General features: G+C 68.9%; 17 protein-coding genes. 11 read left to right on the forward strand and 6 right to left on the reverse strand.

Translation table 11 applies throughout. From position 1 onward, the window contains the following. Positions 1 to 14: 14 nt before the first annotated feature. The gene (locus tag DIE22_RS03715) at positions 15 to 1,103 is read right to left on the reverse strand and encodes a calcium:proton antiporter (RefSeq protein ID WP_124496349.1); all 1,089 of its coding nucleotides are present in this window, start codon (positions 1,101 to 1,103) and stop codon (positions 15 to 17) included. A gap of 551 nt (positions 1,104 to 1,654) precedes the next feature. Here DIE22_RS03715 and DIE22_RS03725 point away from each other — a divergent pair. From DIE22_RS03725 to DIE22_RS03745, 5 genes are all read left to right on the forward strand, one after another. Beyond that, the gene (locus tag DIE22_RS03725; RefSeq protein WP_124604555.1) at positions 1,655 to 3,208 is read left to right on the forward strand and encodes a 3-hydroxyacyl-CoA dehydrogenase; all 1,554 of its coding nucleotides are present in this window, start codon (positions 1,655 to 1,657) and stop codon (positions 3,206 to 3,208) included. Between the two features lie 59 nt (positions 3,209 to 3,267). Continuing rightward, complete coding sequence (gene paaK, locus DIE22_RS03730) at positions 3,268 to 4,590, forward strand: phenylacetate--CoA ligase PaaK (RefSeq protein ID WP_124496343.1); 1,323 nt, start codon at positions 3,268 to 3,270, stop codon at positions 4,588 to 4,590. 53 nt (positions 4,591 to 4,643) lie between these two features. Further along, complete coding sequence (locus DIE22_RS03735) at positions 4,644 to 5,444, forward strand: enoyl-CoA hydratase-related protein (RefSeq protein ID WP_124604556.1); 801 nt, start codon at positions 4,644 to 4,646, stop codon at positions 5,442 to 5,444. Positions 5,445 to 5,562: 118 nt separating this feature from the next. Continuing rightward, complete coding sequence (locus DIE22_RS03740) at positions 5,563 to 6,237, forward strand: MarC family protein (RefSeq protein WP_124496339.1); 675 nt, start codon at positions 5,563 to 5,565, stop codon at positions 6,235 to 6,237. Between the two features lie 219 nt (positions 6,238 to 6,456). Beyond that, positions 6,457 to 7,437 (forward strand): aldo/keto reductase, encoded by a 981-nt coding sequence (locus DIE22_RS03745; RefSeq protein ID WP_124496337.1) that lies wholly within the window; start codon positions 6,457 to 6,459, stop codon positions 7,435 to 7,437. 46 nt (positions 7,438 to 7,483) lie between these two features. On the opposite strand, the gene DIE22_RS03750 is transcribed toward DIE22_RS03745, so the two are convergent. The 3 genes from DIE22_RS03750 to DIE22_RS03760 all read right to left on the reverse strand — a co-directional run bounded on the left by DIE22_RS03750 (position 7,484) and on the right by DIE22_RS03760 (position 10,372). Continuing rightward, a complete protein-coding gene (locus DIE22_RS03750; protein ID WP_124604557.1) occupies positions 7,484 to 8,350 on the reverse strand; it encodes a CPBP family intramembrane glutamic endopeptidase in 867 nt (288 codons plus the stop codon). An 86-nt stretch (positions 8,351 to 8,436) separates the two neighbouring features. Then, positions 8,437 to 9,093 carry a VC0807 family protein gene (locus tag DIE22_RS03755; RefSeq protein WP_124496334.1) on the reverse strand — a complete coding sequence of 219 codons (657 nt, stop codon included), beginning with the start codon at positions 9,091 to 9,093 and terminating at the stop codon, positions 8,437 to 8,439. A 214-nt stretch (positions 9,094 to 9,307) separates the two neighbouring features. Then, on the reverse strand, positions 9,308 to 10,372 hold the full coding sequence (locus tag DIE22_RS03760) for a 2,3-butanediol dehydrogenase (protein WP_124604596.1): 1,065 nt from the start codon (positions 10,370 to 10,372) through the stop codon (positions 9,308 to 9,310). A gap of 557 nt (positions 10,373 to 10,929) precedes the next feature. Between DIE22_RS03760 and DIE22_RS03765 the strand changes: the two genes are divergently transcribed. Further along, complete coding sequence (locus DIE22_RS03765) at positions 10,930 to 11,412, forward strand: DUF3331 domain-containing protein (protein WP_124604597.1); 483 nt, start codon at positions 10,930 to 10,932, stop codon at positions 11,410 to 11,412. Between the two features lie 23 nt (positions 11,413 to 11,435). Here the strand turns inward: DIE22_RS03765 and DIE22_RS03770 are convergent, their stop codons facing one another. Next, on the reverse strand, positions 11,436 to 12,635 hold the full coding sequence (locus tag DIE22_RS03770; RefSeq protein ID WP_124604558.1) for a GNAT family N-acetyltransferase: 1,200 nt from the start codon (positions 12,633 to 12,635) through the stop codon (positions 11,436 to 11,438). Between the two features lie 186 nt (positions 12,636 to 12,821). Here DIE22_RS03770 and DIE22_RS03775 point away from each other — a divergent pair, with 186 nt between their 5' ends. Continuing rightward, positions 12,822 to 14,294, forward strand: a complete 1,473-nt coding sequence (locus tag DIE22_RS03775) for a PLP-dependent aminotransferase family protein (protein WP_124604559.1) — start codon at positions 12,822 to 12,824, stop codon at positions 14,292 to 14,294. A 51-nt stretch (positions 14,295 to 14,345) separates the two neighbouring features. Here DIE22_RS03775 and DIE22_RS03780 read toward each other — a convergent pair whose 3' ends face one another. Further along, a complete protein-coding gene (locus tag DIE22_RS03780) occupies positions 14,346 to 15,242 on the reverse strand; it encodes a LysR substrate-binding domain-containing protein (RefSeq protein WP_124604560.1) in 897 nt (298 codons plus the stop codon). A gap of 200 nt (positions 15,243 to 15,442) precedes the next feature. Between DIE22_RS03780 and DIE22_RS03785 the strand changes: the two genes are divergently transcribed. From DIE22_RS03785 to DIE22_RS03800, 4 genes are read left to right on the forward strand one after another with little or no spacing between them, the layout of a single operon-like run. Continuing rightward, complete coding sequence (locus tag DIE22_RS03785; protein WP_124496326.1) at positions 15,443 to 16,102, forward strand: RraA family protein; 660 nt, start codon at positions 15,443 to 15,445, stop codon at positions 16,100 to 16,102. A gap of 29 nt (positions 16,103 to 16,131) precedes the next feature. Further along, positions 16,132 to 16,812, forward strand: coding sequence for an RraA family protein (locus DIE22_RS03790; protein WP_124496324.1), 681 nt, complete (start codon positions 16,132 to 16,134; stop codon positions 16,810 to 16,812). Positions 16,813 to 16,815: 3 nt separating this feature from the next. Then, the gene (locus DIE22_RS03795) at positions 16,816 to 17,460 is read left to right on the forward strand and encodes an RraA family protein (RefSeq protein WP_124604561.1); all 645 of its coding nucleotides are present in this window, start codon (positions 16,816 to 16,818) and stop codon (positions 17,458 to 17,460) included. Beyond that, positions 17,457 to 18,674, forward strand: coding sequence for a pyridoxal phosphate-dependent aminotransferase (locus tag DIE22_RS03800; RefSeq protein ID WP_124496320.1), 1,218 nt, complete (start codon positions 17,457 to 17,459; stop codon positions 18,672 to 18,674). The genes DIE22_RS03795 and DIE22_RS03800 overlap by 4 nt, the downstream gene beginning before the upstream one ends. The last annotated feature ends 35 nt before the right edge of the window (positions 18,675 to 18,709 follow it).

The raw sequence follows: 18,709 nt of genomic DNA on the forward strand, positions 1-18,709 counted from the left end.
CGCGTTGATGGACATCAGTGGGTGATCGACAGGAACAGGTAGGCCGCGAACAGCGACAGGTGCACGACGCCGTGCAGCACCGTCGTGCGTCCCTGGCTGAGCGTCAGCGTGCTGACGAGCAGCGTGAGCGACAGCAGCACGGTTTCCATCGCGCCGATGCCGAGCGTGAGCGGCTGGCCGACCCAGATGAACACGGCCGCGACGGTCGGGATCGTGAGCCCGATGCTCGCGAGCGCCGAACCGAGCGCCAGGTTCATGCTGGTCTGCAGGCGGTTCGCGCGCGCGGCGGTGACGGCCGCGAGCCCTTCGGGCAGCAGCACGAGCGCGGCGATCACGATGCCGACCGCCGCTTCGGGCGCGCCGAGCTTCCTCACTGCATGCTCGACGGCCGGCGACAGCAGCTTCGCGAGCAGCACGACCGCGACGAGGCTCGCGAACAGCAGCACGAGGCTGATCAACGCGGTGCGGCCGCTCGGCGGCGCCGCGTGCACCGATTCGTTCGCGCTGTCGTGCTCGGTGAGGAAGTAGTCGCGGTGGCGCACGGTCTGCACGAATACGAATGCGCCGTACAGCACGAGCGACGATGCGCCGGCGAACGCGAGCTGCGATTTCGAGAAGAACGGGCCCGGCGCCGCGTTGAGGTAGTTCGGCATCACGAGCGACAGCACCGACAGCGACGCGAGCACCGCGAGCGCCTTGCTCGCGCCGCGCCCCTGGAAATCCTGTTCGCCGTGCTTCCATGCACCGACCAGCAGGCAGAGGCCGACGATGCCGTTGCAGATGATCATCACGGCGGCGAACACGGTATCGCGCGCGAGGCCCGATTTCTCGGGGCCGGCGCCGAGCATCACCGACACGATCAGCGCGACTTCGATGACGGTCACGGCGACCGCGAGCACGAGCGTGCCGAATGGCTCGCCGACGCGGTGCGCGACGACTTCGGCATGATGGACGGCGGCGAACACGGCGCCGGCGAGCGCGGCGGCGAACACTGCGATGACGAGGCCTTCGGCCGGCACGACGCGCGACAGCGCGAGTACCAGCCAGGCGGCAAGCGGGGCCCAGAGGGTCCAGCGCGGGAGCTGGTTGGACGAGAGCGGCATGGACGGTTTCCCTATGCGAGTGGCGGCGCGCGACGCGCCGTCACGGGTTGACGAAGTCCGGCCGGATAATCCGCCGAACGAGAACGATGAAGCTGACGGGCGGCAGCGCGCAATGGTGCTGCCTCGGGTTCGCCGCCATGAGGCGGCGAGGGGCGCGGGCGGGCCGAAGCCCGTCGCTGGATGAAACGGTTCGATGCGACCGGGTGCCGATGGCGGCGCACGTGGATGTGGCGGCAGGCGGCCCGGCAGTCCGGAACCGACCCCGCAAGGGCGGCGTGCGAAGGGCGGCAGCGGCGGCGTGACACGCGGTTTCCCCCTGAAATCCGGCGGTTTGTCGAATTTTATCAGGCGTTCGGGGGTCGCTATCCCATATTCGAACACTTTCATTGACCTTTCGGTTTACAAAAAGTGCCCCGATCATCCGATTTTTTTGCTTTTGCAGATTTCGTAATGGTCTCTTGCACGACAAATTCGGGCTCGCCCTGACATAAATCTACCGACCGGTCGGTTTATAATAGCTCGCACTTCCACTTCATGACGGATCGCAAGCGATGGCTGTTTCTTCTGCACATTCGGTGAATTCGGGCGCGCTGGCGCCGACGGCGGCCGTCGGCGTGATCGGCGCGGGCGCGATGGGCGCGGGCATCGCGCAGGTCGCGGCAGCGGCCGGTCATGCGGTGCTGCTGTACGACCTGAACGAGGCGGCGTGCGACAAGGCGCTCGCCGGCATCCGCGCGCAGTTCGCGCGGCTCGCGGAGAAGGGCCGGATGGACCCGGCGCAGGCCGACGCGGCCGGCAGCCGGATCCGCGCGGTGCGCGCGCTGGCCGATTTCGCCGGCGCCGCGCTGATCGTCGAGGCGGCGGCCGAGCGGCTCGACGTGAAGCGCGAGATCTTCGCGACGCTCGAACGTCATGTCGACGATACCTGCATGCTGGCGACCAACACGTCGTCGATCTCGATCACGTCGATCGCGGCCGGGCTGCGCGCGCCGCAGCGCGTGGCCGGCCTGCATTTCTTCAATCCGGCGCCGCTGATGGCGCTCGTCGAGGTGGTCAGCGGGCTTGCGACCGCGCCGGAAGTCGCGCAGGCGCTGTACGACACGGCCGCCGCGTGGGGCAAGCGGCCGGTGCTGGCGAAATCGACGCCGGGCTTCATCGTGAACCGCGTCGCGCGGCCGTATTACGCGGAGGCGCTGCGCGTGCTGAACGAGCAGGGCGGCACGCCGGCCTCGATCGACGCGGTGATGCGCGAGGCCGGCGGCTTCCGGATGGGGCCGTTCGAGCTGATGGACCTGATCGGCCACGACGTGAACTTCGCGGTGACCGAGTCGGTATTTCGCGCGTACTTCAACGATCCGCGCTACACGCCGTCGCTGATCCAGCAGGAGCTCGTGAACGCAGGCTTTCTCGGTCGCAAGTCGGGACGCGGCTTCTATTCGTATGCGGACGGCGCGGCGCCACCCGCGCCCGAGCTCGAAGCGCCGCGTGCCGCGCCGGCCGACGTCGCGCTGTTTGCGCAGGACGGTCCGGCCGCCGCGCTGCATGCACGCTTCGCCGAACGCATCGCGGGTGCGCGGCACGACGGCGCGCATGCCGACGAACTGCTTGCCGTGGCCGGCCGCGCGTCGATCGCGCTGACGGATGGCCGCACCGCGACGGTGCGCGCCGCGCAAACCGGCGTGACAGATCTCGTGCTCGTCGACCTCGCGCGCGATTACGCGCAGGCCGGGCTCGTCGCGCTGACGCGCGCGCTGCAGTGCAGCGACGCCGCCTACGCGGAGGCGGTCGGGCTGTTCCAGCACGCCGGTTTCCGCGTCGTCGGCGTCGCCGACGTGCCGGGCATGGTTGCGATGCGCACCGTCGCGATGCTCGCGAACGAGGCGGCCGACACGGTCAACCAGGGCGTGTGCTCGCCCGCCGATCTCGATCTCGCGATGGAGAAGGGCGTGAACTACCCGTGCGGCCCGCTCGCGTGGGCCGATGCGATCGGCATCGGCCGCGTGCAGCGCGTGCTGTCGAACCTGGCGGCGAGCTACGGCGAGGACCGCTACCGCGTGTCGCCGCGCATCGCCGCGCTGCACGCCGCCGGCCGCACGTTCCGCTAGCCGCTGGCCCCATTACCCCGATCACGATAACGACATCACTCCATTGGAGGAGCACCCCGATGACTCACCCGACGCACCCCGCCGCCGCCCTCGATCCGATCGAGACCGCCAGCCGCGACGAACTGCAGGCGCTGCAGCTCGAGCGCCTCAAGTGGTCGCTGCGCCACGCGTACGACAACGTCCCGCACTATCGCCGGACGTTCGACGCGGCGGGCGTGCACCCGGACGACCTGACGACGCTCGCCGATCTCGCGAAATTCCCGTTCTCGACCAAGAACGACCTGCGCGACAACTATCCGTTCGGGCTGTTCGCGGTGCCGCGCGAGCAGGTCGTGCGCGTGCATGCGTCGAGCGGCACGACCGGCAAGCCGACGGTGGTCGGCTACACGGCGCGCGACATCGACACGTGGGCGAACGTGACCGCGCGTTCGATCCGCGCGGCCGGCGGCCGCCCCGGCGACACGCTGCACAACGCGTTCGGCTACGGGCTCTTCACGGGCGGCCTCGGGATTCACTACGGCGCGGAGCGGCTCGGCTGCATGGTCGTGCCGATGTCGGGCGGGCAGACCGAGAAGCAGGTGCAGCTGATCCGCGATTTCGAGCCGAAGATCATCCTGGTCACGCCGTCGTACATGCTGAACCTGATCGACGAGATGGTGCGGCAGGGAATGGACCCGGCCAAGTCGTCGTTGAAGATCGGCATCTTCGGCGCGGAACCGTGGACGCAGGCGCTGCGCGAGGAAGTGGAGACGCGCGTGGGCATCGACGCGCTCGACATCTACGGGCTGTCGGAAGTGATGGGCCCCGGCGTCGCGTGCGAATGCGTCGAGACGAAGGACGGCCCGGTGATCTGGGAAGACCACTTCTATCCGGAGATCATCGATCCCGCGACCGGCGAAGTGCTGCCGGACGGCAGCGAGGGCGAGCTCGTGTTCACGTCGCTGACGAAGGAGGCGATGCCGGTGATCCGCTACCGCACGCGCGACCTCACCGCGCTGCTGCCGCCGACCGCGCGCGCGATGCGCCGGCTCGCGAAGATCACGGGCCGCTCGGACGACATGCTGATCGTGCGCGGTGTGAACGTGTTCCCGAGCCAGATCGAGGAAATCGTCGTCGCGCAGACGAAGCTGTCGGGGCAGTTCCAGATCACGATCTCGCGCGACGGCCACATGGACCGGCTCGATCTCGCGGTCGAACTGCGCTCCGAGGCCGCCGCGTGCGTGACCGACGGCGAGCGCGCGGCGATCGCGCGCGAGCTGCAGCACCGGATCAAGACGATGATCGGCGTGTCGGCCGGCGTGACCGTGCTGGCCGCGGGCGGCATTCCCGCGAGCGCGACCGGCAAGGCCCGGCGCGTGATCGACCGCCGGCAGGCCGCCTGAACTTCGCCACCGAGTTTCGCCATTCCCTGTTCTACCCCGAGGAAACCTGTTCGATGGATGGATTGAAGACCCTGGCCGTCGCCGTCGATACGCGCGGCATCGCGACCGTCGCGCTGCAGCGCGGCGACGTGCTCAACGCATTCGACGAGACGATGATCGCCGAGCTGACCGACGCGTTCACTGCGCTCGGCGCGCGCGACGACGTGCGCGCGATCGTGCTGCGCTCGGACGGCCGCGCGTTCTGCGCGGGCGCGGACCTGCAGTGGATGCAGCGCGCGAGCGCGAACGACGCGGCCGCGAACCTGCGCGACGCCGAGCGGTTCGCCGCGATGATGCGTGTGATCCGGCAGTGCCCGAAGCCGACGGTTGCCCGCGTGCAGGGCCACGCGTTCGGCGGCGGCGTCGGCCTGTGCGCGGCCTGCGACATCGTGATCGCGAGCGATCACGCGCGCTTTTCGGTCAGCGAGGCCCGGTTCGGGATCCTGCCGTCGGTGATCGGCCCGTATCTGGTCGAGGCGGTCGGCCAGCGCCAGGCGCGCCGGCTCGCGCTGACCGCGACACAGCTCGCGGCCGGCGAAGCCGTCGCGATCGGGCTGATCCACCAGGCCGTGCCGCTCGAGGCACTCGATGAAGCGCTCGACAAGACGCTCGCCGAGCTGAGCCGCAATGGCCCGCACGCGCTGATGGAGATCAAGCGCTTTTTCGACGCGATCGGCGAGTATCCGCCGTCGGACGAACGCGCGGCGTTCACCGCACGGACGATCTCCCGCGTGCGCGCGACGCCGGAAGCGAAGGAGGGCTTCGCCGCGTTCTTCGCGAAGCGGCCGCCGGCGTGGGAGCCGGGCGCCGAATAAGGCCGTGGCGCGGCCGGCCGGGACCGGGCCGCGATTTGCGTCTCGGGCGCGGGCGCTTGCTCTACAATGCGTGACCCCCGGCGCGCCGCCGGCCCAGCCCTGACCGCTTCCTCGCCCGATGATCGTCAACCGCCTTATCTCCGAGATCCTGTTCGGCTTCACCGGCCTGATCGGCATCATCAATCCGATCGGCATCGCGTTCCTGTTTCTCGAGCGCACCGAGGCGCTGACAGAGCACGAGCGGAACCTGCTGGCGAAGAAGGTGGCGTTCAACGCGTTCATCGTGCTGATGGTCGCGTTCTTCGCCGGCACGCCGGTGCTGCATTTCTTCGGGATCTCGATGGAAGCGCTGCGGATCGGCGGCGGCTTCGCGGTCGCCGTCGCGGGCTGGCAGATGCTGAACGAGCCGGACGGGCCGGCGGGCGGCGGCGATACGCCGGTCAAGCCGATCGATGCGAACGCGATCATGACCCGCGCGTTCTTCCCGCTGACCATGCCGCTGACCGTTGGCCCTGGCTCGATCGCGACCGCGATCGCGCTCAACGCGAACCGCACGCACAAGCTGTCGGAATTCATGCTGTCGAGCATCGTGTCGATTACCGTCTCCGTACTGGTTGCGATCGTGATCTGGCAGGTCTACAGCCGCTCCGCGCTGCTGTCGCGCTACCTCGGCAGCGAAGGTACCAAGGTCGCGAAGCGCGTGTCGGCGTTCCTGCTGCTGTGCATCGGTGTGCAGATCATGCTGACCGGATTCTCCGAATTCCTGCAGCCGATCGCCGACCAGATCAAGTAACCCGTTCCTCCTTCGGCGCATGACCCGGCCCGGCGCCCTGCATTCGGGCTGCGGGTCGCGTTCGCCCGCTCGACCCCGCCGGGCAGCGCACCGATACGCGTTTGCGCGCTGCGGGATACCATGCGACGTCCGGCGGATGCATGGCGCGGCGTTCGTGCCCGGCGCACCGAACCGTGCCGCGCATCCGGCCGCAACCCCACTTCAATGACGAGGCGAGCGATGGAATACGTGAAATTCGGGTCGACCGGGCTGGACGTGTCGAAGCTGGTGCTGGGCTGCATGACGTTCGGCGAGCCGTCGCGCGGCACGCATCCGTGGACCTTGCCGGAAGCGGAAAGCCGCCCGATCATCCAGCGTGCGATCGAGGCCGGCATCAATTTCTTCGATACCGCGAACATGTATTCGGACGGCACGTCCGAGGAGATCGTCGGCCGCGCGCTGCGCGACTTCGCGAAGCGCGACGACGTCGTGATCGCGACCAAGGTGTTCTACCGGATGCGGCCGGGGCCGAACGGCGCGGGGCTGTCGCGCAAGGCGATCATGACCGACATCGACCAGAGCCTGAAGCGGCTCGGCACCGACTACGTCGACCTGTACCAGATTCACCGCTGGGATGACGGCACGCCGATCGAGGAGACGCTCGAGGCACTGCACGACGTCGTGAAGGCCGGCAAGGCGCGCTATATCGGCGCGTCGTCGATGTTCGCGTGGCAGTTCGCGAAGGCGCTGCATACGTCGAAGCAGAACGGCTGGGCCCGCTTCGTCAGCATGCAGAACCACCTGAACCTGCTGTATCGCGAAGAGGAACGGGAAATGCTGCCGCTGTGCGAGGCGGAAGGCATCGCGGTGATTCCGTGGAGCCCGCTCGCGCGCGGCCGGCTGACGCGCAACTGGGATGAGTCGTCCGGCCGGCAGCAGAGCGACGAGGTCGGTCAGCGGATGTATGACGCGACGGCCGATGCCGATCGCGCGGTCGTCGAGGCCGTCGCGGCGATCGCCGCCGCGCGCAACGTGCCGCGTGCGCAGGTCGCGCTCGCATGGGTCGCGCACAAGCGCGGCGTCACCGCGCCGATCGTCGGCATCTCGAAGCCGCATCATCTGGACGATGCGCTCGGCGCACTGCAGCTGAAGCTGACGGACGACGAAATCGCGGCGCTCGAAGGTCCGTACGTGCCGCACGCGGTGGCCGGCTTCAACTGAGCTCGGCCGGGCGAAACCGGCGGGATGCCGCCGCCATACGCCGCGTTCAGCGTGCGGCGGCGAGCATCGGGTAGGTGAACAGCCCGAAGTGAATCACGTTCAGTCCCGCGTGCGCGAGCGCGGACGCGAGCAGCCCGCCACGCCGCCATGCAAGGCCGTAGCCGATGCCGGCCACCGTGCCGAGCACGATCCAGTGCCAGCCGCCGGCCGCGTGCGCGGCGCCGAACAGCACGGCGCCGATCGCGAGCGCGGCCCACGGCCCCCAGCCGAACCGGCCGAGCACGCGCGTGAGCCCGCCTTGCACATAGCCGCGGAACAGCGCTTCCTCGGCGAGCGTGACGAGCAGCACATTGTTGACGAGCCACATCCAGCCCGACGCCGGCCATTTCGGCACCCAGCCGACCATGCCGAACGCGAGCGCGCCGGCCAGGCAGGCCGCCGCCGTTGCGACGCCGGCCACGGCTCCCGTGCGCAGCGCGCGCGCCGGCGGGACGTCAGGCGCCACCCACGGCAGCGTCCACAGCAGCCACAGGCCGGCGAGCGGCTTGTCGAAATTCAGGTACATCGTGAACGGCACGGCATCCGGCGTGAACCGGGTCGGCTCGATCACGCGCGGATTGTGGAAACCGGGAATCAGGTGCAGGCTCAGTGCGATCGCGAGCGCGGCAAACACGACGTGCGCGACGATCCGCACCGCGACTGGACGGCCCGGCGCGACGCCCCAGGCGGCGGCCGCGAGCAACGCGAACGGCGCGAGCACGATCGGCTCGAGCTTGCCGAATGCCAGCGCGCCGGCATAGCCGAGCGCGGCAAGGGCGATGCTCAGGCCGTGCAGCGGGCGCTGCCATGCGAACGCGGCGGCAGCGAACAGCGCGAGCCAGATGGTGGCACACGGGAGAAGCGAGAGGGACATGGGGCGATGCAGGGTCGGACGAGACGCCGCGCATCATACCCCAGCGACCGTGACGTGCCGCCGGGCCCGCCGCGCGGGGCGGGCGGTCAGCGGCCGGCGATCTCGGTGACGCCGTCGCGGGTCGGGATGTCGACGCTGTTGCGCTCGCGCATCCGCCGCCGGTACCAGAAGGTCCACAGCAGCAGCGTGCCGAAGACCGTGTAGCCCATGATCGGCGACACGACGAGCACGCGCTCGACGGGCCAGGTGACGACCATCCACAGGCGCAGCAGCATCTCCAGCGTCATGCACGCGCCCCATACGAAGGTCATCAGCCGGAGCATCTGGCGCAGCCCCGCCTGCTCGGCCCACACCGTCTCGAAACGCGCGGCGCCGCCGGCCATCTCGCGGGCGACCGTTGCGCGGGTCAGGTAGAAGATCAGCGGGCGATCGCGGAACAACGACAGCAGGAACACGATGCCGATCGCGCCGGACGCGAGCGATTCGCGCATCAGCAGCGTGCGCGCGCTGCCGCCGAGCGCCATGCCGGCGATCGACAGCGCGATGCCGAGCAGCACGATGGCGGCCACTGCGTCGATGCGGCGCGAGCGGATGAATTCGACGATGGACCAGACGATGGGCGGGATCGCGGACGCGTACAGCGCGCCGGTTTCCCCGAAATACGGGTGCGCGACCCGGTATGCGACCCAGGGCAGCAGCAGGTTGACGACGAGTTCGAGGATCAGGCCGGCTCGTGGTTTCACGGAAGCGGGCGCGCGGGTGGCGCGCGGGGCGGTGATGTCGCTTCGAGTATATCGAAGTCCGACCCCGCGCGCCTCGTCCGGCGCCGTTGTGCGCGCACCGGACACGGGCGGGAACGCGCGCCGGCCGGACGGCGGGCCGCGCCAGGGCCGCCGCGGGGCCGCCCGGCGCCGCGTCCGGAGGTCGCGCGGCGGTCATCGCCCGGTCACGGGTTCGTCAGGCCGTCGCGGGCTGGACGATGATCTTCACGTTCCGGTCCTTGTGGTTGACCAGTTCCTCGAAGCCGTGCGTGACGATGTCGCCGAGCGTGATCCGCCCGGTGATCAGCGGCTGCACGTCGATGCGGCCGTCCGCGATGAAGCGGATCACGTCCGCGAATTCGCCGTTATATGCGAGCGAGCCGATCACTTCCTTCTCGGTCGACACGATGTCGAAGAAGTTGAACGATGTCGGCTCCTCGAAGATGCCGACCATCACCGACTTGCCGGCCTTGCGGATCACGTCGATCGCGAGCTGCGCGGTGGCCGTGTGCCCGATGCACTCGAACGATACGTCGGCGCCGTAGCCGCCCGTCAGCGCCTTGACTTCCGCGATCGCGTCCGACGCCTTCGGGTCGATCACGACCGTTGCGCCGACCTCCAGCGCCTTCTGCTTGCGCGCGGCCGACATTTCCAGCGCGATCACGCGCCCGGCGCCCGCGGCCTTCGCGCACATGATCGTGCACAGGCCGATCGTGCCGGCGCCGACCACGACGACGGTCTGGCCGACGATGTTGCCGGCCTTCTTCACCGCGTGCAGCCCGACCGCGAGCGGTTCGATCAGTGCGCCGGCCTCGGTCGGGAAGTGGTCGGGGAGCTTGTACAGCAGCTCGGCCGGCACGTTCACGTATTCGGCGAATGCACCGTTGTTCATCAGCCCGGTGAACGCGAGGTTCTCGCAGATGTTGTACAGCCCGTGCCTGCAATACCAGCAGGTGCCGCAATGCTGGCACGCGTCGGCCGTCACGCGTTCGCCGACAGCGAAACCCGTCACGCCCGCGCCGAGCGCCGCGATTTCGCCGCTGAACTCGTGGCCGAGGATGCACTGGCCCTTCAGGCCCGTCAGCGGGTGCGGCGCGTCGACGGGGATGAACACGGGCCCGGCGATGTATTCGTGCAGGTCGGAGCCGCAGATGCCGCACCAGTGCACGCGGATCTGGACCCAGCCGGCCGGCGGATGCGCCGGAACGGGAACCTCTTCGACGCGGATGTCGTGGCGGCCGTGCCAGACGGCGGCCTTCATGCTGGGTGCGGTGTTCGTTGCCGGTGTACTCACGTTGCTGTCTCCGTCAGGTTGTCGTCGGACGCGCGGCAAGCAGCCGGGGCGTCCGTCGCGCGATTGCGCGAGCGACCGACACGCAGGAACGGGGCCAGCTCGAATGGGCGGTCGCGTGGCGGCCGAGTCGCGCGGGCGGTGTGCGGTGCAGCAGGGCGCCTTGCATCGGCATCAGGCGGTGTCGCGTGAATCGCGCGCGGAATTTGCTGCAACTGCGATGACGTGGTTCGGGTGAGACGCCGAGACATTCGTCTCGGCCGTTTGAGACGAAACGCGAGACGCGTGGCTCGATCGGCGTCGCCGTCGCCGCCGTCGTGCCAGCCCATTGTGCCGATCCGTGAAACGCATCATTGCGCACGCTGCCTCTTTACTTGAAGTTAACTTCAATTTGTATCATCTGCGACAGTCCGATCGCGTGCCGTGCGTGGCGGCGTCACCGGTGGCGGAGCATGACCGGATCGTCCGTCGCGGGCACGCTCGCCGCGCCGCCGGCCCGTTTCAATCTTCACGGAATGTCGTCAAGCATGTCGAACTTCATCGAAAGCCTGATCTGCGAATACGTGTCGTACCACATGCTGGTGGCCGACGAGCGGAGCGCGATGCCGTCGCCGGCAGAGGCCGGGATGGTCCGGCCGTCGGCGAGCGCCGCTCGCGCGCCGGTTCCGGAGCCGGTCGCACCGGGCGTTTCACCGTTGCGACCGCAACTGTTCGTGACGGTCCTGGAGGCTGGTGACGACGGCTTGCTGGTGCGCTGGAGCGAAAGCGGGCGCTGCCATTACGGCGAGCAGCGCTGGCGCTTGCGCGTCGCGTTGCAGGCGGGCCGCTGCGCGATCTCGGGCCAGGCGATCGCGCCGGGCGAGCCGGTGTACCGGCCGGTGCGGCGGCCGGTGCCCGTCAACGGCGACGAGATGATCCGCCCGGCGTCGGTGCCGGGCGCGGCCGGCGCCGGGTGTCACGTCGCGCCCGCCCGCGGCGAGGCGGCGGATCCGGTCGACGCCCTTGGCTGAGCGCGACCGGTTGCACCCGCGCGTTACTTGAGATCCTTCCGGTACTGGATGAACCCCGCGTTGTTCGCGAGCTTGTCGTACAGCGCGCGCGCCGTCGTATTGGTTTCGTGCGTGAGCCAGTACACGCGGCTCGCACCGGCTTCGCGCGCCCGCTCGTACACGGCCTCGATCAGCGCGCCGCCGGCGCCTTGTCCGCGTGCGTCGGCCGCCGTGAACAGATCCTGCAGGTAGCAGTACGGCCCTTCGGTCCAGCACGAGCGGTGGTAGATCGCATGCACGATGCCGACCAGCGTATCCGACGCGTCGAATGCGCCGAGCACGAACATCGGTTCGGCGGGATCCATCAGCCGCGTCCACGTCGTCGCGAACACGGCATCGCTCAGCGCGGTCTCGTAGAACTGCTGATAACCCTGCCACAGCGGGCGCCATGCGGCTTCGTCGGCGGCGACGAGCGGCCGGACCGCGACGCGCGTCGCGTCGTTCGCACGGCCGGCCGCTTCGCACGCACGCGCCTGCGCGTGGCGGATCGCGACGAGCGACTCGCGCTGCGCACCCTTCGCATCGAAGTTCTCCGGTGCGAGCCATGCTTCGAACGCGGCGCGCACGGCCGGCCATTCGCCGTCGACGATCGAGAACCAGGCGGTGTCGCGATTGCGGCCCTTGTAGACGATCGCCTGCCGGAACGTGCCTTCGTAACGGAAGCCGAGGCGGGCGGCGGCCTTGCGCGACGGCTCGTTGCGGTCGTCGCACTTCCATTCGTAGCGCCGGTAGCCGAGCGTGTCGAACGCGTATTTCATCAGCAGGTACTGCGCTTCGGTCGAAATCGGCGTGCGCTTGAGCAGCGGCGAGAACGTGACGGAGCCGACCTCGATCACGCCGTTGGCCGGATCGATGCGCATCAGCGCGAGCGTGCCGACCGCGCGGTTCGTCGCGCGGTCGATCACCGTGTAGTGCAGCGGATCGGCGCTCGCCGCCGCGCCGCGCGCGTAGTCGCGGTAGCTCGACTCGTCGGTGTACGGCCCGTGTGCGAGATAGGTCCAGTCGCTGCCGTCGGGCGCCTGCGCATACGCGGCGTACAGGTCGGCGGCATGGCGCTCGGCGTCGAGCGGTTCGAGGCGGCAGTAGCGGCCTTCGAGCACGATGCGCTCCGGGCGCGGGCGCACGGACCAGTCGGGAACGGGATGGCCGATGGGCTGCTGGAAGTCGTTGGTGAGCGTGGACAAGGTCGATCTCGCTTCGGTTGGCGGCCGGCGACATGCCGGCATGCAGACGATCGTAGTCCCGGCGAGGTACCATGAGAAGCGCCAGACAACGGCAAATTTATGGTGCCACGATCATGCCGCGGCGATGCCGTGGTTGCGCCACGATCGACGCGCCATGCTCCGATACTGCCACGCCGCGATACCTCGATGACGACAGCCCTTCCTTCCGGCGACGCACCGCTGTTGCCGCTCGACGCGCCGCTCGCGCGCACGGCCGGTGCGCCTTCGCTGCAGCGGCAATTGCTGCGCCGCGTGCGCGACGCGATTCTCGGCGGCGCGATGCCGGCCGGCACGCGGCTGCCCGGCACGCGCGCGCTGGCCGAGACGCTGGGCGTGTCGCGCAACACCACGGCGGCCGTCTACGAGCAGCTCGTCGCCGAAGGCTTCCTGCAATCCGATCGCCGCGGCACGCGCGTGGTCGGCCTGTCGCGGCCGGCGGCGCCGCGCCGGCGGGCCGCGCCGCCGGCCGTCGCGCAGCGGCTCGGCCGGATCCGTCCGAGCCTGATCGGCACCGGCGAGTCGGAAGGCTTCCGGCCGGGCGTGCCCGCGCTGTCGCATTTCCCGGTCGATGCGTGGCGGCACGTGATCGATCGCGCGCTGCGCCGCGCCGGCCGCGACCTGCTCGCGTACGGCGACCCGCTCGGCGAGCGCGCGCTGCGCGAGTCGATCGCGCGCCACCTGGCCGTGACGCGCGGCGTGCGCTGCGATCCCGAGCAGATCGTGATCACCGAAGGCGCGCAGGGCGCGATCGCGCTGTGCGCGCAGTTGCTGACGAATCCCGGCGACACGGTCTGGGTCGAGGAGCCCGGCTATCGCGGCGCGCGCACCGCGATGCAGGCGGCCGATCTCGATGTCGTGCCGATGCCGGTCGACGCGGAGGGGCTGCGCGCGGAAGACGCGGACTGGCGCGAACGCACGCCGCGGCTCGTCTACACGACACCGTCGAACCAGTTCCCGACCGGCGCGGTGCTGTCGATCTCGCGCCGGCTCGCTTTGATCGATGCCGCACGCCGGCATCGCGCGTGGATCATCGAGGACGACTACGACAGCGAGTTCCGTCACACCGGCGAGCCGATCGGCGCGTTGCACGGGCTCGCGGCCGATTCACCGGTCGTCTATCTCGGCTCGTTCAGCAAGACGATGTTTCCGGCGCTGCGGATCGGTTTTCTCGTGCTGCCCGACGCGCTGCTGGCCGCGGTGCGGCCGGCGTTGCCGGAGATGCTGCGCGGCGGGACACGTCACGTGCAGCTCGCGCTCGCCGATTTCATCGAGACGGGGGAGTACGGGCGGCATCTGGGGCGGATGCGCCGGTTGTATCGCGACCGCCGGCGGTTGCTGCTCGCCGCGCTGGACGATGCGTTCACCGTGCCGCATCAGGTCGAGGGCGGGCCGTGCGGGCTGCATCTCGCGTTGCGGCTGCCGGCGCGTTATCGCGACCGCGCGATCGTCGAGGCGGCGCGCGAGCATGGGATCGGGCCGTTTCCGCTGTCGGGGTTTTCGATCCACGCGACGCCGGCGGCCAACGGGCTCGTGCTCGGGTTCGGCAATACGTCGGCCGATGCATTCGCGCCGATGCTGCGGACGTTGTCGGCGATCGCGCATCGGATCGCGGGGGAGTGAAACGACGCGCGAGCGAGGCGGAGCCGGAAGCGGCACGATTGCCGCGTGTCGCTACTTTTTCAGCATGGCGAGCACTTCATCGACCATCGGATGATGCCGACTCGTATTCCAGACAGCGGCCGCCGTCACGACCATCACCTTTTCCTTCAACGGCCGTACGACGACATTTTCCGGCGCGAGCTTGCGCATCGACGCAGGCACCAGCGCCACGCCCTGACCGCAGCCGACGTACGCGATTTGCGACGTCACCGAACGTACCTCGTGAATCACGCGCGGCGTCAGCCCGTGCGTGCGGCAGACGGACGTCAGCATGTCGAAGTAGACGGGGCTGACCTGCCGCGACGACATGATCAGCGGTTCGTCCATCAACGCGCGCAGCCGCACCCTCGCCGTCGCCGCCAGCGGATGGTCCTTCGGCAGCGCCACGGCCAGCCGGTCCTCGGCCAGCGGCATCGTCGCGATGCCGTTCGCCACCTCGCCATCGACGCGCGCAAAGGCGAGATCGAGCTCGCCGGCCTCCAGCGCCGGAATTGCGTCGACGCTGTCGATCTCGTTGACGAACACGGTCAGGCTCGGATGCGCGCGCTTGAGCGTGTCCAGTAACGGCGGAACCGTATCGAGCATCGCGGATGTAATCGCGCCGACATGCAGCACGCCCGACTGGCCGGCCGCGACCTCGCGCACCACGCGCTGCAGCCGTTCGGCCTGGCCGGCGAATTGCCGGACGGCCGGCAGGATCGCGGCGCCGGCCGGGCTCAGTTGCGTTCCCTGACGCGAGCGGTAGAACAACTGAATCCTGAGCGACTGTTCCAGCACCTTGATCTGCTCGGTCAACGGCGGCTGCGACATGTTCAGCCGCTTCGCCGCCCGCCCGAAATGCTGCTCCTCGGCGACGGCGAGAAACATCCAGAGCTGTCGTATCAGCCGGTAGTCGATCGTGTTGCTCATGTCGGGTATGCCCAGGGATGAAATCGCGCGGAAACCGTCGCGGGGCGGGTGCTACCGCTCGACATCATGCGTCGCCGGCCACGCGAGAGATTGCATTTCCCGTATTCCGGAAATCGTATCACGCAGATACGAAATGCGAATTTTACTTGTCATGCTGCCGAGGCGACGATGGTTGCACTTTGTCAACGGGGATCAGCGTGATGAACCAGCCTTCCTTGCTCGAGCGCCTCGCGTCACTCGACACGAACACCGTATCCGATGCACTCGACTTTCTCGGCATGCCCGGCGCGACCGTCGGCCTGCGTCCATTGTGGGATTGCCCGAAGATCGTCGGGCGCGCCAGCACGATTCAGCTCGGACCGAAAACGGATGCCAGGCCGACGGTGCACCTCATTTCGCCCGTCGTCGACGCCGTCACGACGGACGATCGCGTGCTGGTGATTGCCGGCGGCGCGGACGGCATTTCCTGCTGGGGCGACATCCTGGCCAACGCGGCGACCGCGAAACGGATTCGCGGCTCGGTGATCGACGGGGCGAGCCGCGACATCGAGGGCAGCGAATCGATCGGTTACCCGGTGTACGGGCGCGGCGTCACGATGATCAGCGCCCGCAACCGCATGATCCAGATCGACTCCGGCACACCGGTGCAGATGGCAGGCGTGACCGTCCATCAGGATGACTACGTGATCGCCGATCGCTGCGGCACGGTGTTTGTGCCGGCCAGGTGTATCGAGGACGTGCTCGATCTCGGCGAGCGTATCGCGAAGCGGCAGGACGGGATGGTGGCCGCCGTGCGTGCGGGCCGTCCGGTCGCGGACGTGATGCACGACAAGGAATTCGAAGCCATCGCGGTGCGCTGAGCACTCATCCTTCTTCCGGAATATTTGATATGACGAATCCCAACAAGGCTGCGGCGGAAGACCAGGAGCTGGTCGCGCTGTTCGAAGGGCTCGACACGCCCGGCGTGTCCGATGCACTGGACAAGCTCGGGCTGCACGGGCAGGCGGTCGGCATCATGCCGCTGGCCGACTACACGAAGGTCGTCGCCGGTCCCGCATTCACGGTGAAGTACGTGCCGGCCAGCGTGCCGCCCGGCACCGTCGGCGACTTCATCGACGACGTCGCACCCGGCGACGTGGTCGTGATCGACAACGACGGCCGCACCGACTGCACCGTGTGGGGCGACATCATGACCCAGTACGCGGGGCTGCGCGGCATCGCGGGCACCGTGATCGACGGCGTGTGCCGCGACGTGAACAAGGCACTGGGCGACAACTATCCGCTGTTCACCGCAGGGCGCTTCATGCGGACCGGCAAGGATCGCGTGCAGGTCGAGTCGGTGAACGCGACGGTCGGGATCGGCACCGTGCGCGTGGCGGCGCGCGACATCGTCGTCGCGGATGCGAACGGCGTCGTGATCGTGCCGCGCGGCCGTGCGCGCGAAGTCGCACAGGTTGCGCGCCGGATCGAAGAAGTCGAATCGCACATCCGTGAACAGATCGCACAGGGCAAGACGCTCGGAGGCGCACGTGCGGCGCTCGGCTATCACACACTGCAAAGCAAGGCCTGAGCGATGAACACAACCCGCACTTATGAGCCGGCGCTGCTGGAACAGGCCCGCACGCTCGGCACGTCCACGCTGTTCGAGGCCTCGGGTCTGTCCACCAGCGCCGTCGATCCGGCCATCCGCACGGTGTGGCCCGGCGCGGCGGTCGCCGGTCCTGCCTACCCGCTCGAATGCTCGCCGGGCGACAACCTGGCGATCCATATCGCGATGGAGCAGGTGCCGCGCGGCAGTGTGCTGGTCGTCTCGACTGGCGGCTTCGTGTCCGGCTACTGGGGCGAAGTGCTGACGGTGGCCGCCGAAGCGGCCGGTGTGGCCGGACTGGTCATCGATGGCGGCGTGCGCGACATCGCGGCGCTGGTGGCCCGCCGTTTCCCGGTGTTCACGCGCGGCGTGTCGATGCGCGGCACGATCAAGGCGAGCGCACCGTCGGTCGGGCAGCCGATCAGCTTTGCGGGCACGCCGGTGGCGGCCGGCGATCTGGTCGTGGCCGACGACGACGGCGTGCTCGTGATTCCGGTTGCGCACGTCGACGCGACAGTGGTCCAGGGGCAGGCGCGCGCCGAGAAGGAGGCAAGGATGATGGACGCGTTGCGCGAAGGGCGCAGCACGCTGGAGCTGATGGAGCTGACGAGCTGGAGGAACGCGCGATGAGCGCACCGATCGAGACGCTGAACCGCTTCCTCGCCGCCGCACGGCCGTCGGCGACCTACAAGGTCATGGACCGCGTGGCCGCCCGGCGCGCGAGCGGTGCCGCGGTGATTTCGCTGAGCGCCGGCGAGCCCGATTTCGATACGCCGGAGCACGTGCGTGACGCCGGCATCGCCGCGGTCCGTGCGGGCCATACACGCTACACGCAGGTGGCCGGGCTGCGCGCACTGCGTGAAGCAATTGCCGACAAGTTCCGGCGCGAGAACGGCCTCGACGTGGATTGGCGCGACACGCTCGTCTGCAGCGGTGGCAAGCAGGTGATCTTCAATGCGCTGGCCGCGACGCTGAACGAAGGTGACGAAGTCATTGTCCCGGCACCGTACTGGGTCAGCTATCCGGAAATCGTGCAGCTTTGCGGCGGCAGATCCGTCACCGTGGCTTGCGGTGCGGAAAGCGGCTTCAAGCTCACGCCGCACGCGCTGCAGGTGGCGATTACGCCGCGCACGCGATGGCTGATCCTGAATTCGCCGTCGAATCCGACCGGTGCCGTGTACAGCCGCGCGGAACTGAAGGCGCTCGCCGAGGTGCTGCTGGCACATCCGCATGTGCTGGTGCTGTCCGACGACATCTATGAGCACCTGATTTTCGACGGCCTCGAGTTTTTCACGATCGCGCAGGTCGAGCCGCGGCTGCGCGAACGCGTGCTGACGATGAACGGCGTGTCGAAGGCGTATGCGATGACGGGCTGGCGCATCGGCTTCGGTACGGGGCCGCGCTGGCTGATCGATGCGATGGAGAAGTTACAGGGGCAACAAACGTCGGGCGCGTCGACGATTTCGCAGCACGCGGCGCTCGCCGCGCTGACCGGGCCGCAGGATTTCATCGCGCATTCGAGCGTCGCATTCGAGCGGCGACGCGATCTGGTCGTCGAGCAACTCAACCTGGCGCCGGGTTTGTGCTGCGCCGTCCCGCAGGGCGCGTTCTATGCGTTTGCGTCGTGCGCGGGGCTGATCGGCAAGACGACCCGTGCGGGCGTGCGACTGGAAGGCGACGAGGACGTCGTGAACGCGTTGCTCGACGAAGCCGGCGTGGCCACCGTGCACGGCAGCGCGTTCGGACTCGGCCCGTATATCCGGATCGCTTATGCGCTCGACGACAACGCGTTGCTGCGCGCGTGCACGGCGATCCAGGATTTCTGCCGGACGTTGACGGCCTGACGGTCGTTGTCCGTCCGACGGCTGCTGGTGCGCTT

The organism is Burkholderia sp. Bp9142, from assembly GCF_003853415.1.
Taxonomy (GTDB): domain Bacteria; phylum Pseudomonadota; class Gammaproteobacteria; order Burkholderiales; family Burkholderiaceae; genus Burkholderia.